The following is a 13,964-nucleotide window of genomic DNA, read 5'->3' as shown; positions in this document are numbered from 1 at the left end:
CCGGCCCGGGACGGCCCCGGATGGCCCCGGACGGCCCCTGACGGTTCCGGACCGCCCCGGCCGGAGCCGACCGGCGCGGGACCGCCGTTCCTCAGCGCGACTCCCAGGCCTCCCACAGCCGGGCGTAACGGCCTCCGGCGGCGACCAGCCGCTCGTGGGGTCCCTCCTCGATGATCCGCCCGTGCTCCAGGACGACGACCCGGTCGGCGGAGACGGCCTGGGTCAGCCGGTGCGCGACGACCAGGGTGGTCCTGCCGCGGGTGGCCGCGGCGGCCGAGTCCTCCAGCACGCGCGCGCCCATGCTTCCGGCCTCCGCGGTGGCCTCGTCCAGGACCGCGACGGCCGGGCCGGCCAGCACCAGGCGGGCCAGGGCGAGCTGCTGCGCCTGGGCGGGCGACACCTCGTGGCCGCCCTCCCCGACCACGGTGTCCAGTCCGTCGGGCAGCGCCAGCGCCCACGGCAGCGCCCCGACCGTCTCCAGCGCCGAGGCGACCTGCTCGGCCGTCGCGCCGGGACGGGCCAGGCGCAGGTCCTCGACGAGGGGCCCGGCGAAGACGTGGGTCTCCTGCGTGATGATCGCCACGTGCCGGCGCAGCCCGGCCGTGCCCAGCAGGGAGGGCGGCACCCCGCCGATCAGCACCCGGCCGCCGGTCGGGCGCAGCGAACCGGCCGCGATGGCGGCCAGGGTCGACTTGCCCGCGCCGGTCGAGCCGACCAGGGCCACCCGGGCCCCGGCGGGGACGTGCAGGGTGACGCCGTGCAGGACCTCGGCCGAGCCGTCGTAGCTGAAGCGCACGTCGACCAGGTCCAGTGAGGCGTCGGCCGGTTCCGGTCCCTCCTCGGGCTCCGGGGCGGGCTCCAGGCCGGCGACGCCGACCAGCCTGGCCAGGCTCGCCCCGGCCGCCTGCACCTCGTCGAAGACGAACAGCAGCATGCCGATCGGGTTGAACAGCCGGTGGAACAGCACGGCCGCGGCGGCGGCCTCGCCGACGGTGACGGCGTCCGCGCGGACCAGCAGGAAACCGGTGACCAGGATGACCGTCAGGCCGAGGAACTCGGCCCTGTTGACCCGGCCCACGAAGCGGGTGAACAGGTCCAGCACCCCGACCGACACCCGGCTCGACTCACGCGAGGCGGCCTCGACGGCGCGCAGGTGATCGTCCTCCACCCGGTAGGCGTGCACCGTGCGCACGCCCTGCATGCTCTCCACCAGCCGCTGCGACGAGCGCGCGACCGTGGCGCGCTGCCGCGCGTAGTGAGGGGCGGCCCGCGGCAGGTACCAGCGCAGCGCCAGCACGTACGGCGGCACCGCGACGGCCCCGGCCAGGCCGAGCCGCCAGTCCAGGCCGGCCATCGCGGCCAGGCTCAGCGTGCCGAGCAGGATCGAGGTGATCACACCGGGGACGACGTCGGAGACGGCCCTGGTGACCTCGGCGGCGTCCGCGCTGACGCGGGAGAGCAGGTCGCCCCGGCCCGCGCGTTCCAGCCTGGTGAGCGGGAGCGCCAGCGCGCTCGCCACCGTACGCTCGCGGAGGACGGCCAGGACCCGGCCCCCCAGCCCGGCCACCAGGTAGGACGTCAGCCCGGTGGCCGCCCCGCCGACGAGGGCCGACACCGCGATCGTCACGGCGACCGCGACGATCACCGAGGTGCCCGACTGCTCGCGCACGCGGTCGACGAGGACGCCCAGCACGTACGCGGGGACGACCGACGCCGTCGCGCCGAGCAGGCCCACGAGCAGCGTCACGGCCACCGCGCCGCGCCGCTCGCGCAGGCGGGCGCGCGTCCAGTGCCAGGTCTCGCGGCCGCTCGCGATCGGCAGCGGGTGCCCTTCCGGTGGAGTGCTCATCGCTGGACCGTCCGCCGGTAGTCGTCGTCGGTGGCGCCCAGGTCGGCGTGCGAGCCCTCGGCGACCACCCTGCCGCCGTCCAGCACGACCACCCGGTCGGCGGCGGCGAGCAGGGCGGGGCTGGTGGTCACGACCACGGTGGTGAAGACACCGCGGTCCCCGGCGCCGCCCCCGTCCCCGGAGGTATCGGGGTGGCGCAGGGAGCGCAGGCCCCGGGCGATGTCCTGTTCGGTGACCGTGTCCACGGCCGTGGTCGGGTCGTGCAGCACCAGGATCGGCGGGCGGGCCAGCAGCGCCCTGGCCAGGGCCACCCGCTGGCGCTGGCCGCCCGACAGGCTCGCGCCGCGCTCCACCACCTGGCGTTCCAGGCCGTCGGGATGGGCGTCGACGACGTCGCCGGCCGCCGACGCGGCCAGGACCGCCGCGAGCTCCTCCGGGTCCCCCGGCCGGCCGCCCAGGGTCAGGTTGGTGGCGAGGGTGCCCTCGAACAGGTCGGTGTGGTGGGGCTCGACGAGGATCCGGCCGCCGATCCGCACGCTCCCGCCGTACCCGGCGGGGTCCACCCGGCCGGACAGCACCCGTACCAGCGCGTCGGCGTCGGCGGGGCGGTGGGCCACGACGCCGACGAACTCGCCCGGCCCGGCCACCAGGTCCAGGCCCTCCAGCACGTCGTAGCTCAGCCCGGAGACCTCCAGCCCGGACGTCCCCCCTGCGGGGACGTCGCCTTCGGACGGGCCCGTGGCGTCCGCGGTGCCGGGGGTGTCCGGGGCGTCCGCGGTGTCCGGGGCCGTGCCGGTGACGGCATCGGCGGGCGAGGGGAGGGAGAGCGGCCGGGCCGCGGGCAGCAGCACGGGGGCACCGGCCACGCGCGCCACCCGGTCGGCCGAGGCGCGCGCCTCGGCCACCCAGCCGGGCACCATCGTCAGCGTGCCCACGGGTTCCATCAGGAACTGCGCCAGCCCGATCACCGTCAGGAACTCCCCGACGGAGATCCGCCCGCGCAACGCGAACCACCCGGCGAGCACCGCGACCCCGCACGCCAGCAGCGCGCCGCCCGCGCTGGAGACGGCCGCGTAGATCCCCTGGGTACGGCCGGCCCGCAGCGCGGCCGCCAGCGACAGCCGGCTGACGACCTCGTACCGCCGGGAGGCCGCGGTCTCGGCGCCCAGGCCCCGCAGCGGCCGCACACCGCTGACCAGGTCGGTGGCCAGGGACGCGGCCCGTCCGGCCAGCTCCTGCTGGTCGGCGACGTGCCGGGTGATGTACGGCGTGCCGGCGTGCAGCGCCAGCAGCGTCAGGGGGGTGGCGACCAGGACGGCCAGGCCGAGGGGCAGGTCGATGAGCAGCAGCGTCACCGCGCACACCGCCGCCGCGACCAGCGCGCCGACCGCGCGCGGCAGGTGGTCCAGCAGCTCGGAGGTGTTGTCGGCGTCGTTGGAGGAGATCGTCAGCAGCTCGCCCGCGCGCAGGCCGGTGTCCAGGCCACGCGGATCGATGATCTTCGCGGCGAGCTCCAGACGCAGCAGGTGGGTCTCGTGGGCGATGGCGCGCATGAGGGTCCGCGCGCCGTACCGGTAGGCCAGGGTCAGGGCGGTGAACAGCGCGGCCAGCGCGGCCAGCCACCACAGCAGGGCCCCGGTGTCACCCGGGCCGATCGCGCGGTCGACGATCACCCCGATGAGGATCGGCACGCTCGCCTCGCACACCTGGTGCAGGCTCAGCAGCACGGTGCCCGCGCCCAGGCGTGCGCGGTTGCGCCTCATGGTCCTGCGCAGGACGCCCGGCCCGGTGGTCACGCGCGCGACGTCCGTACGGGTGGTCGTGCCCCTGGTCGTGCCCCTGGTCGTGCCCTTGGTCGTGCGCGCGCGGTCCGTCCCGGTCATGCGCGTGCCCTCGAAGCCAGCAGCCACGCGAAATAGGCCCCGCCCAGGCTCACGGTCACCACCCCCACCGGTAGCTGTGTCGGAGAGAAGAGCCGTACCGCCAGGAAGTCGCCGATCAGCAGCAGCAGCGCGCCGGTCAGGGCGGCCGGGGCAAGCGCGATCCCGGGGGCACGGGTCAGGCGCGCCGCGATCTGCGGAGCCGCGAGCGCGACGAAGGAGATGGGCCCGGCCGTGGCGGTCGCGACGGCGGTCAGCGCCACGCCCACCGCCAGGTAGGCCAGCCTGGCCGGCCCGCTCCGCACGCCCAGCGAGGTGGCGGCCTCCTCGCCGAGTTCCATGACGCGCAGCCGCGCTCCCATGGCCACCAGCAGCAGGCAGAGCGCGCCGACGGCCAGCAGCACGGGCGGGACCTGCTGCCAGCGCAGCTCGTTCAGGCTGCCCCGGCTCCACAGGTTCGCCGCGTAGGCCGCGCGCAGGTTCACCTTGATGATGAACCACTCGTTCAGCGAGGCCAGGACCGCGCTCACCCCGATCCCCACGATGATCAGCCGCAGGTCCGCCACCCCGCGGCGGAAGGCCAGCAGGTAGACCAGCGCGGCCGTGGCCAGCCCGCCCACCAGGGCGCCCGTCGCGCTCAGCCAGTGGTCGCGGCCCACGAACGTGATCGTGAACAGGACCCCGGTGTAGGCGCCGGTGTTGAAGCCGATCACGTCGGGGCTGCCCAGCGGGTTGCGCAGCAGCGACTGGAAGACCGCGCCGCTCAGGCCGAGCGCCCCTCCCACCAGCAGGGCCAGCAGTACGCGCGGCAGCCGCCAGTCCAGGACGACCAGCCGGGCGAACCCGGTCTCCCGGCCGGTCAGCACCGCCACGACCTCGCCGGGGGTGAGGGCGAACTCGCCGGTGCCCAGCGCGAACACCGCCACCACGACCGCCGTCGCGACCAGGATCGCGCACACCACGGCCGTCCGTACGGACAGGCGCATCGACAGGGCGGGCCAGGGGCGTACCACCACGGTCCTGCGGGCCGTCACAGCGCACCCGACCCGGTCCTGCGGGCCATCCAGATCAGCACGGGTGCCCCGACGAACGCGGTGACGATGCCCGCCTGCAGCTCGGCCGGCCTGATGACCAGCCGTCCGACGACGTCGGCGACCAGCAGCAGGGCGGGGCCGCAGACGAGGCTGAGGGCCAGGATCCAGCGCTGGTCGGTGCCGACCAGCCGGCGGGCCGCGTGCGGGACCATCAGGCCGACGAACCCGATCGGTCCCACCGCGGCCGTGGACGCGCCGGCCAGCAGCATCACCGCCACCATGGCCAGGGTCCTGGTGATCACGATCCTCGCGCCCAGGGCGCGGGCCAGGTCGTCGCCCATCGCGACGGCGTTGAGCGACCTGGCCACCACCAGCGCCAGCAGCAGCCCGGCGCCGACGAACGGGGTGACGGCCCAGGCGACGTCCAGGTCGCGTCCGCCGAGCGTGCCGACGTCCCAGAAACGCAGGGAGTCGAAGGCGCGGGGACGCACGAGCCTGATCCCGCCCGACAGGCCCTCCAGCACCGCACCCAGCGCCACCCCGGCGAGCGTCAGCCGCAGCGGGGTCGCACCGCCCCTGCCCATCGAGCCCAAGGCGTAGACCGCCACCAGCGCGACGGCCACCCCGGCGAAGGCGAACCAGACGTAGGCCCAGATGTCGGTCAGCCCGAGGAACCCGATCGCGACCACCACGAACAGCGCCGCGCCCGCGTTGGCACCGAGGATCTGCGTGTCGGCCAGCGGGTTGCGCGTCACGGCCTGGATGAGCGCCCCGCACACCGCCAGCGCCACCCCCACCAGCAGGCCGAGGACGGTACGGGGGACGCGCAGGTTGCGCACGATCGCCTGCTCGTCGGTGTCGGCGAAGTGGAAGAGCGCGTCCCAGACGACACCCGGGCCGATGGTGCGGGTGCCCAGGGCCAGGCTCAGCACGCACGCGACGAGCAGCAGCACCACGCAGGCCCAGAGCCGGGCGACGCGCCGTGCGGAGGACATGTGGGGGGCTCTTTCGTGGCGGCTTCGTGACGGCTCTGGACGGACGGGGAGGAGAGCTCGCCTGAAAGAGGTAAGCCTTTCCTAATTAAGGTAAGCCTAATAGGGGTCGGTCAATTTCGACAAACCGGACGACGGTCACGATTACCGCCGTCCGGTGAGCACGAGGCCGGAACCGGGCCCGAGCGGGAGCGGGGCCGGGGTAGGGCGGGAGTGGGACGGGGACGGGTCAGAGGCGGGTGAGGCGTACGGCGTCGGCCACGACGAGTCCCTTGCCGGAGGTCCACCTGCTGACGCCGACGGCGTCGTACGTCCCGCGTTTCAGGGCGAACGCGCCGATGCTCCGCCAGGCACCGCCACCGGTGCGCTGGTCGACGTGGACCGTCCTGCTCCCGGAGGAGGTGGCGACGACGTACGGGGCGGCGCTGTTGTGCCCGGGGGCCGCCGGGTACCAGACCTCGACCCGGTAGGTGCCCGCGGAGGGGACGGCGAACCGGTAGCGGGCGACGTCGCTGGAGGTCGCCGGCCTCGCCCGGCGATGGTCGGGGCCGTGACGCCCGGCCGTGGAGGCCGAGCTCCAGCTCGCGCTCGCGGTGAACGCGCCGGAGGTGGAGTTGTCGACCGTGGCCGACCAGGGGGCGGTGTTCCCCGTGACGTACCGCATGTACCTGGCCCAGTCCCACTTCGAGCCCGGGTCGGAGTGCGTGGCGCCGGGGACCTGGTTGTGCCCGATGATGTGCGCGCGGTCCTTGGGGATGCCGTACCTGTCGCAGACGGCGCGGGTCAGGGCCGCCGACGCGCGGTACATCGCGTCGGTGAACCAGGAGGCGTCGCTGACGAACCCCTCGTGCTCGATGCCGATGGACCTGGTGTTGTACGACCAGTTCCCGGCGTGCCAGGCCACGTCCCTGTCGCGCACCGTCTGGGTGATCTGGCCGTCGGAGGAGCGGACGACGTAGTGCGCGGAGACCCTGGCGGCGGGATTCTGGAACCAGGAGATCGCGCCCGCGTAGGCCCCCTGGGTGACGTGGACGACGACCCGGTCGATCCGGTGGGTCCCCGGCCGCCCGGCGGCGGTCCGGTTGCCCGCGTGGGCGGCCACCCACCTCGCGCCCGGGTGGTCCGGGCTCGCGGGCGGCGGGGCCGCCTCCCGCAGCCCCTCGTGCGGGCCGCGGTCCGCCCTCAGCTCGGTCGGGGGCACCGTGACGACCTCGCCTCCCGCGACGGTGGCGCGCACGCCGCTGCCGAGGAGGTCGTAGACGGTGTCGGCGTACAGCCTGGCCGTCTCCGGGCCGGAGGCGTTGCCGTACTCGGCCACGGCCCGGTACCACCGGCCGGCGTCCTTCCTGGCGGTGGCGTCGAGGCCGAGCGCGTCGGCGTGCGAGCGCAGCACCGCGGCGCCCCCGCGGATGTTGGCCGCGTCGTTCTCGCGCAGCGCCGCCGCCGGTTGCCCGGTCAGCTCGGCCGCGCGCTCCAGGACGCGGGCGGTGGGGTTGCTGACCAGGTGCATGACCCCGTACCCGCCGCTCGCGCTCGGCTCGCCGCCGTGCCCGTCGAGGTGCGTCTCCGCGTACGCGAGCGCCACGAGCAGGTCGCGCGGCACGTCGTACGTCTCGGCGGCGCGGGCGAAGGCGTCGGCCAGGGGACCCGCCGTCCGGACGGCCGCCGTCCCGGCGCTCACCGTGTCGGCACTCACCGTCCGGGCGGATGCCGTCCCGGCGGACGCCGTCTGGACGGGTGCGGTGAGCAGGACGGTGAGAACGGCGGACAGGACGGCGGCTGACCGGCGATGCGAGCGCGGCCGGGCGTTCTGCACGGAGCCTCCTCGGGAATCGGGGATCGGAGGCCGGTGCCCCGGGCCGGGGGTCCGAGAGGACCCGGGGACCCGGTGGGGTTCGGGGACGGGTACTCGGGCCCGTCCGGACACCGGCTGATTCGGCACCGTAAAGCAGAATCGCAATACGTGTAAATAATTGACACTTCTTTGTTTGTTTTAATTAATTCCCCTTTTTGATCTGATAGGCCGACATATGCGCAGGTGAGACGGGGTCACTCGCCGTTTCGCAGGTCCGCGAGGCGTTCCGGCGAACGGCGGATGTCCTCGAAGCGGACGGTGCAGCCCTGGCCGGTGGGCGACTGCGCCAGGAAGCCGACCTCCGGGTCCCCGTCGAGCGCGAAGTACCTGACCAGGTGCCAGAAGCCCGTGCCCGTGGAGACGTGGAAGGCGAAGGCGGAGCCGATCCGTGAGATCCGCAGCCTGATGTCGTCCCCCTCCACGGTCAGGGAGTTGCAGTCGTCGGACACCCCCCGGGTCACCACGGAGACGATCGTGGGCCTGCCCTGCGGGGACATCTCCAGGCAGAACTTCGCCCAGGCGTGCTCGCCGGCGTACAGCAGCAGGACCCCGGCGTCGTAGGTGGACAGCAGGTCGGCCCGGACGCGGGCGCTCAGCGTGAAGTCCCCGTCCAGGCGCCCGACCAGGGCCGGTGCGTTGGCGAAGCGGTCGGGCCCGCCCGGGTCGGTGAACAGGTCGGTGTTCGGGCCCGCCTCGACGGACAGGTCGTCACCGTCGGCGCTCCATCCGACCGGCGGGTTCAGCCAGCGCAGCGGCTCGGGGAAGGCGGGCAGGGTGACCGGCTCGGACATGTGTCTCTCCCTCTTCGCGGTGAACCGGGAACGATCTCCTCACGGTGGCCCCGGTCGGCCGGGTCCGGGAACGACCGGACGGCCGCGCGGCGGCCCGTCCGGGAGATCCCGCACCGGGAGGTGATCTTCTCCGGGATGCGACGGTACCGCTCCCGTGGGAGGGACCGACAGGCCCGTCTTCGTCGGGTCTTCCCCTTGATCGTCGACTGTTCTATGGTTCTTTGGAACATTGGCCGACGGAGAGGCGGGGGCGGGATGTCGTACCCACGGGCGCGTTACCTGGGCGAGCGGGGCGAGAGCAGCGGGGTCTTCCGGCCCGCGAGCGCCGAACCGGACCTGATGATGGGCGAGGGCGGGACGCGGGTGCACTACCTGGGCACGGGCGCGTCGACGGACGGGCAGTTCGGCCTGTACCGATGGGACATGTCAGGCAAGCCGACCGGTCCGGCGCCCCACTTCCACAGGACCATCTCCGAGTCGTTCTTCGTCCTGTCCGGGACGGTCCGGCTGTCCAACGGGGAGCGCACGGCCGACGCGACCGCGGGGGACTTCCTGTACGTCCCGCAGGGCGGCGTCCACAGCTTCTGCAACACGTCCGGCGAACCGGCCTCCATGCTGATCCTCTTCACGCCCGGAGCGCCCCGCGAGGCGTACTTCGAGGAGCTCGCCGAGATCGCGACCGGCGGGCGTACCCTGACCGACGCCGAGTGGACGGAGCTCTACCTCCGCCACGACCAGTACATGGTCTGACGTCGTGACGGAGTTCCCCGAGGAGCCCATCTACCGGCAGCTCGCGCGCATCGGCAGGACGCTGGCCAGTCCCGTGCGGCTGAGGCTGCTCGACGTGCTCGACGCGGGCGAGCGCACCGTCGAGCAGCTCTCCCAGGAGGCCGACGTCCCGCTGAAGAACACCTCGGCCCAGCTGCAGCAGCTCCGCGCCGCCCACCTGGTGACGAGCCGCAGGGAGGGGACGCGGGTCTACTACCGGCTGGCCGACGAGCGGGTCTCCCGGTTCCTGGGGGAGCTGCAGGACTTCGCCGCCGGCAGGCTCGCGGACCTCAGACAGGCCGTGTCCCGGCACCTCGGCGACCCCGTGGCGCTGGAGCCGGTGACCGCCGAGGAGCTGGCGCGGCGTCTGGCCGACCCCGGCGTCGTGGTCGTCGACGTCCGCCCCGCCGCCGCGCACGCCCGCGGCCACGTGCCGGGGGCGGTCTCGGTCCCGCTGGCCGAGCTGCGGGACCGGCTCGGCGAGCTGCCCCGGGACGCCGAGATCGTGGCCTATTGCGGCGGGCCCTACTGTGTGGTCTCCCCGCAGGCCGTGCTGCTGCTGCGCGACCACGGCCTGCGGGCGCGCACCCTGGAGGGCGGGATCACCCGCTGGCGGCGTACGGGCAACCGGCTGGAGGAGGGGACCGCGACGAGGTGACGGTGGGGGCGTCCCGTACGGCCTCCCGAGGCCCCGAGGCCCCCGCGTCCTCCTACGACCGGTGCCTGCGGACCATGCCCGCGGCCAGGGGCGCGCCCGAGAGGTCACCGGCCGCGATCCGGGCCGCGACGGTGCGGCGTACGAGACGGTCGGCCAGGGCCGGGGCGTGCCTGCCGACCATCATCTCGACGCGTCCCCGGGCGGTGGTGGCCACGTCGCGCGGCGCGCGGCGGGCGGTGAGGGCGCCGACGACCGCGTCCACCACGCCCTCCACGGGTTCCGGCCTGGAGACCGCGTCCAGGGAGAGCCCGGCCTGCCTGGTGCTGTCGTGGATCGGGCTGCGGACCATGCTCGGGTAGACCGTCGTCACGCCGACGTGCGTGCCGACCTCCAGGCGGAGCGCGTCGGCGTAGGCCGCCAGCGCCCGCTTGGAGACGCCGTACGCCGCCGCCAGCGGCAGCGGCAGGACCGCCATCCGCGAGGCGATGAAGACGACCCGCCCGCGGGCGCGGACGAGATGGGGCATGGCCGCGGCCGTCACCCGCCAGGCGCCGAGGAGGTTCAGCCGCAGCTGCGCCTCGGCCTCCTCGCCGGGGGCGAGCTCGGCGGGCGCGGGCCCGCCCCGGCCCGCGTTGTTGACCAGCACGTCGATGCCGCCCAGCAGCGTCACGGCCTCGGCCACGGCCGCGTCGACGGACTCGGGGGAGGTGATGTCGCACGAGATGATCGGGACACCGGACCCGTCGCCGGAGCCTGTGGGGCGGGCGATGTCCAGGCCGGCCACGCGCGCGCCCAGGGCGGTGAACCGGGCGCTCATCGCCCTGCCGAAGGTGCCGGCCGCCCCGGTGACCAGGATCCGGCGCCCGGCCAGCGGACGGGACGCGGCGGGACGCAGCTCGCGCCGCATGACGTGGAGGTAGCGGTCGACGTCGATGCGCATGTGCGGCCTGCGGTCCCCCCAGCGGTCGCGCGCGGCGGCGAGCTCGGCCGAGGCGATCTCGCGCGCGGTCCCGGGGTCGGGCAGCCGGTGGGTCCCGGCGCGCACGGCGGCCAGGAGACGGGCCTGGGCCTCCACGACGGGCAGCGCCGAGCCGGTCGACTGCATCAGGCCGATGTAGCTGATCGAGGCGTCGCCGATCGGGAAGACGTGACGGTACAGCAGCAGGGACGACGGGTCGGGCACCAGGGCGGGGTCGAGGAACGGCGTCACGGCCCGGTAGCCGGTGCACCAGACGATGTGGTCGACCTCGTCCGCCCGGCCGTCGGTGAAGTGGACCCGGGTGCCGTCCAGGCGGGCGATGCCCGCGCGCGGCAGGATGTCCCCCCGCGCCACCAGCTCGGGAACGGCGTCGCTCAGGGTCGGGTGGTCCTGGAGCACGCCCCGGGCGGGAGCGGGCAGGCGCGGCCCGGCGTACCTGGGGGCGGCCACCCTGAGGACCGCCTGGGAGACGACCTGGCGCGCCCGCCAGGGCAGCAGGGCGGCGAGGGCGCCGTTGAGCTGGTCGGAGGGACGGCCGAGCAGCCGCTTCGGCAGCACCCACACGCCCCGCCTGGCCGAGAGCAGCACGGTGGACGCGTGCCCGGCCAGCTCGGCGGCGATGTCCATCGCGGAGTTGCCGGTGCCCACGACGAGCACCCGCCTGCCGGCCAGCTCGGACGGGCCGACGTAGTCGTGCGCGTGGGACTCGGTGCCGGTGAACGTCCCCGGGTACGGCGGGTCGGGCAGGCGGGGTTCGTGGTTGTGCCCGTTGGCCACCACCAGGTGCTCCACCCGTTCGCGGTACGGGCCCTCGGGACCGGTCAGCTCCAGCTCCCAGCCCTCGTCCACGCGCCGGGCGGACTCCAGGACGGTGCCGAACCGGAACCGCTCGCCGACGCCGAAGTGGTCGGCGTACGAGAGCAGGTACTCCAGCATCAGGGCACGGCCGGGGTAGTCGGGCCAGTCGCGCGGCATGGGGAAGTCGGAGAACTCGGTCCGCGCCCTGCTGGTGTTGAGACGGAGGCTCTCGTAGGAGGCGGTGCCGGGTTCCAGCCGCCACAGGCCGCCGAGGGAGGCGGCACGCTCGATGCCGAGGACGGGCAGACCGGCCTCGACGAGGGCCTTGGCCGCGGCGATGCCCGCCGCGCCGCCGCCGACCACGGCCGTGACCCCCCGGGCGGGTACGCCGCCGGGGAGTGCCTCCCGGCTCGGCGTGACGTCCGCGGCCGTGCCTCCCTGGGCGTGTGTGACGCCAGGGAGCGCACCCCGGCTCGGCGCGGCCCCCGCGGCCGTGTCCGGGCCCGGTGGCGCGGTGTCGGAGGTCGCGTCCGGGGCCGGTTCCGTCGAGGTCATCCGCTGCCTCCATATTCCATCAGATGATGGAATACTAGCCGTCCGCGGCGCCCGCGCCAGGGGGTGCGTAGAACCGGTCGACGAAACGGTGGGCGTAGGCGCGGAACTCGCGTCTCTCACGGTCGGCCGTGACGGCGTCGCCCCCGCGCGCGCTCAGGGCGGTCACGTGGCCGTGGGCCGCCCAGACCAGGCTGCGCACGGTGATGTGCGGGGTCGGCTCGACGACGAGGCCCCGGGTGGCCGCCTCCAGCAGGGCCCGCTCGATCTCGCCGTAGATCGGCAGCGAGTACGCCTCGTCCAGGGACAGGTGCAGGGTCGGGTCCAGCCACCGCCGCAGCCACAGGAACGTGGTCTGCGGGTGCTCGTCGAGGAAGTCGACGAACGCGTCCACCAGGTCGTGCGCGGCCCCGACCACGTCGCCGGCCGGCTCGGAGCGCACCGCGGCGAGGAAGGCCCGCACCGGCGGGGTGAGCGTGGCCTGCTCCAGCTCGAAGACGCGGGCGAAGCAGGCGTCGTACAGCGACGCCTTCGACGGGAAGTGGTGGTGCACGCTGGAGACGTCGATCCCGACCCGGGCGGCGATGTCGCGCATGGAGACGCCGTCGGCGCCGTGCCGGGCGAACAGGGTGGTCGCCTCGGCGAGGACGCGGTCGCGCGTGGACGGCGCCGACCGGTCCGCGGGCGGGCGCCCCCGGCGGCGCGTCCGGGGCGCCGCCGCGCCCTCCGGTCCCTCGCTGTTGCTCATGCGGACAGTCTGCCAGGCTCGTCCCCGCCTCATAATCCATCGGTGAGGGGATTGGCGCGGCGTCCCGGAGCGGGAGGAGGACCCCGGGGTGGGGATCGGGTTACGAGGCCGGGGCGAGGTCCTGGACGGGGACGAGGCATGCCGGATCGTCACGCGGGGGCACCCGAGGCCGGGGAGCGGATCCTGGGCCGGGGCGGGGCGGGCCCGGCCGTCACGCGGGGGAGGAAGGCCGTTCCCCGGGTACTGCCGGGGCATGACGACAGAACCGAAGGACTCCCTGGAAGATCTCGACCCGTTCGACCTCTTCGACGCCGAGGCGGCCCGTCTCGACCGTTACTTCTCCGGGCTCGGCGAGGAGGGCTGGAGACGTCCCTCGCGGGCGGAGGGCTGGTCCGTCCGCGACGTGCTGGGGCACCTGGCGGGGGAGGAGCTGTACAACCACGCCTGCCTGGACGACGACATCGACGGGTTCACCGCGATGCTCCGGCGCGAGGGCGCGGGGGAGGGCTTCGACGGTTTCAACGCGTGGTGCGTGGAGCGGCGCAGGCACCTGCCGGTGGCGGAGGTGCTCCAGGAGTGGCGGCGCGAGAACGGCGACACCCGCGGGCGGATGCGCGCGCTCGGCCGCGACGCCTCGCTGCCGACCTTCGCCGGGCCGTACCCGGTGGGGTCGCAGACCTTCCACTACGCCTCGGAGTACGCCACCCACGCCGACGACGTGGGCGCGCCCGTCGCACCGGACGAGGCCGCGGCGCGGGCCCGCTGGCGGGCCAGGGTGGGCGTCTTCGTGCTGGCCGAGCAGAACGCCGAGGCCCGCGCCGAACTCGTCGGCACCGGCGGTGCCGGGGACACCGGGAGCGCCGGGAATACGGGGGACACCGGGAGCGGCGGGAACGGCGGGAACGCGGTCCGGGTGCACGCGTACGGGACGAGCCAGGAGCTCTCCCTGCCGGTGTTCGTGGAGGCGACGGTCGGACGGCTGCCGGAGGACCACCCGATGGAGGCCCGGCTCAGGGACGCCCTGCGCTGCCTGGCCTGACAGGCAGACACGAGCCGGTAC

Annotated in this window: 11 protein-coding genes; 3 read left to right on the top strand and 8 right to left on the bottom strand. The window is 74.8% G+C overall.

What is annotated here, in order from left to right; all coding sequences use genetic code 11:
- Window positions 1-91: 91 nt before the first annotated feature.
- The 6 genes from ABD832_RS21720 to ABD832_RS21695 form a co-directional block, all read right to left on the bottom strand.
- Window positions 92-1,849, bottom strand: coding sequence for an ABC transporter ATP-binding protein (locus ABD832_RS21720; RefSeq protein WP_344898313.1), 1,758 nt, complete (start codon window positions 1,847-1,849; stop codon window positions 92-94).
- Window positions 1,846-3,732, bottom strand: coding sequence for an ABC transporter transmembrane domain-containing protein (locus ABD832_RS21715; RefSeq protein ID WP_344898311.1), 1,887 nt, complete (start codon window positions 3,730-3,732; stop codon window positions 1,846-1,848). Before ABD832_RS21715 ends, ABD832_RS21720 begins: the two co-directional genes overlap by 4 nt.
- Entirely contained in the window at window positions 3,729-4,763 is a 1,035-nt protein-coding gene (locus tag ABD832_RS21710) for a FecCD family ABC transporter permease (protein WP_344898309.1), read from the bottom strand. Before ABD832_RS21710 ends, ABD832_RS21715 begins: the two co-directional genes overlap by 4 nt.
- Window positions 4,760-5,758: a FecCD family ABC transporter permease gene (locus ABD832_RS21705; RefSeq protein WP_344898307.1), complete on the bottom strand. Its 999-nt coding sequence runs from the start codon at window positions 5,756-5,758 to the stop codon at window positions 4,760-4,762. The genes ABD832_RS21710 and ABD832_RS21705 overlap by 4 nt, the downstream gene beginning before the upstream one ends.
- Window positions 5,759-5,984: 226 nt before the next feature.
- Entirely contained in the window at window positions 5,985-7,571 is a 1,587-nt protein-coding gene (locus ABD832_RS21700) for a golvesin C-terminal-like domain-containing protein (protein WP_344898305.1), read from the bottom strand.
- A gap of 233 nt (window positions 7,572-7,804) precedes the next feature.
- On the bottom strand, window positions 7,805-8,401 hold the full coding sequence (locus ABD832_RS21695; protein ID WP_344898303.1) for a DUF1349 domain-containing protein: 597 nt from the start codon (window positions 8,399-8,401) through the stop codon (window positions 7,805-7,807).
- 255 nt (window positions 8,402-8,656) lie between these two features.
- On the opposite strand from ABD832_RS21695, the gene ABD832_RS21690 reads away from it, so the two are divergent.
- Window positions 8,657-9,151 carry a cupin domain-containing protein gene (locus ABD832_RS21690; protein WP_344898301.1) on the top strand — a complete coding sequence of 165 codons (495 nt, stop codon included), beginning with the start codon at window positions 8,657-8,659 and terminating at the stop codon, window positions 9,149-9,151.
- Window positions 9,152-9,155: 4 nt separating this feature from the next.
- Window positions 9,156-9,827 carry an ArsR/SmtB family transcription factor gene (locus tag ABD832_RS21685; RefSeq protein WP_344898299.1) on the top strand — a complete coding sequence of 224 codons (672 nt, stop codon included), beginning with the start codon at window positions 9,156-9,158 and terminating at the stop codon, window positions 9,825-9,827.
- 52 nt (window positions 9,828-9,879) lie between these two features.
- On the opposite strand, the gene ABD832_RS21680 is transcribed toward ABD832_RS21685, so the two are convergent.
- Together ABD832_RS21680 and ABD832_RS21675 are read right to left on the bottom strand one after the other, a co-directional pair.
- The gene (locus ABD832_RS21680; RefSeq protein ID WP_344898297.1) at window positions 9,880-12,159 is read right to left on the bottom strand and encodes an SDR family NAD(P)-dependent oxidoreductase; all 2,280 of its coding nucleotides are present in this window, start codon (window positions 12,157-12,159) and stop codon (window positions 9,880-9,882) included.
- Between the two features lie 34 nt (window positions 12,160-12,193).
- Entirely contained in the window at window positions 12,194-12,904 is a 711-nt protein-coding gene (locus ABD832_RS21675; protein ID WP_344898295.1) for a TetR/AcrR family transcriptional regulator, read from the bottom strand.
- 253 nt (window positions 12,905-13,157) lie between these two features.
- Here ABD832_RS21675 and ABD832_RS21670 point away from each other — a divergent pair, with 253 nt between their 5' ends.
- Entirely contained in the window at window positions 13,158-13,943 is a 786-nt protein-coding gene (locus tag ABD832_RS21670) for a maleylpyruvate isomerase family mycothiol-dependent enzyme (RefSeq protein WP_344898293.1), read from the top strand.
- Window positions 13,944-13,964 lie beyond the last annotated feature (21 nt).

This window comes from Streptosporangium longisporum (genome assembly GCF_039534895.1).
Lineage (GTDB): Bacteria > Actinomycetota > Actinomycetes > Streptosporangiales > Streptosporangiaceae > Streptosporangium > Streptosporangium longisporum.
The sequence above is the reverse complement of the archived record's forward strand: the minus strand, read 5'-3'. Positions and strand labels throughout refer to the sequence as shown.

Excerpts from the sequence above, each read along its gene's own strand:
- ABD832_RS21720 (WP_344898313.1), bottom strand. The coding sequence starts at position 1,849 with ATGAGCACTCCACCGGAAGGGCACCCGCTGCCGATCGCGAGCGGCCGC.
- ABD832_RS21715 (WP_344898311.1), bottom strand. The coding sequence starts at position 3,732 with ATGACCGGGACGGACCGCGCGCGCACGACCAAGGGCACGACCAGGGGC.
- ABD832_RS21705 (WP_344898307.1), bottom strand. The coding sequence starts at position 5,758 with ATGTCCTCCGCACGGCGCGTCGCCCGGCTCTGGGCCTGCGTGGTGCTG.
- ABD832_RS21695 (WP_344898303.1), bottom strand. The coding sequence starts at position 8,401 with ATGTCCGAGCCGGTCACCCTGCCCGCCTTCCCCGAGCCGCTGCGCTGG.
- ABD832_RS21690 (WP_344898301.1), top strand. The coding sequence starts at position 8,657 with ATGTCGTACCCACGGGCGCGTTACCTGGGCGAGCGGGGCGAGAGCAGC.
- ABD832_RS21680 (WP_344898297.1), bottom strand. The coding sequence starts at position 12,159 with ATGACCTCGACGGAACCGGCCCCGGACGCGACCTCCGACACCGCGCCA.
- ABD832_RS21675 (WP_344898295.1), bottom strand. The coding sequence starts at position 12,904 with ATGAGCAACAGCGAGGGACCGGAGGGCGCGGCGGCGCCCCGGACGCGC.
- ABD832_RS21670 (WP_344898293.1), top strand. The coding sequence starts at position 13,158 with ATGACGACAGAACCGAAGGACTCCCTGGAAGATCTCGACCCGTTCGAC.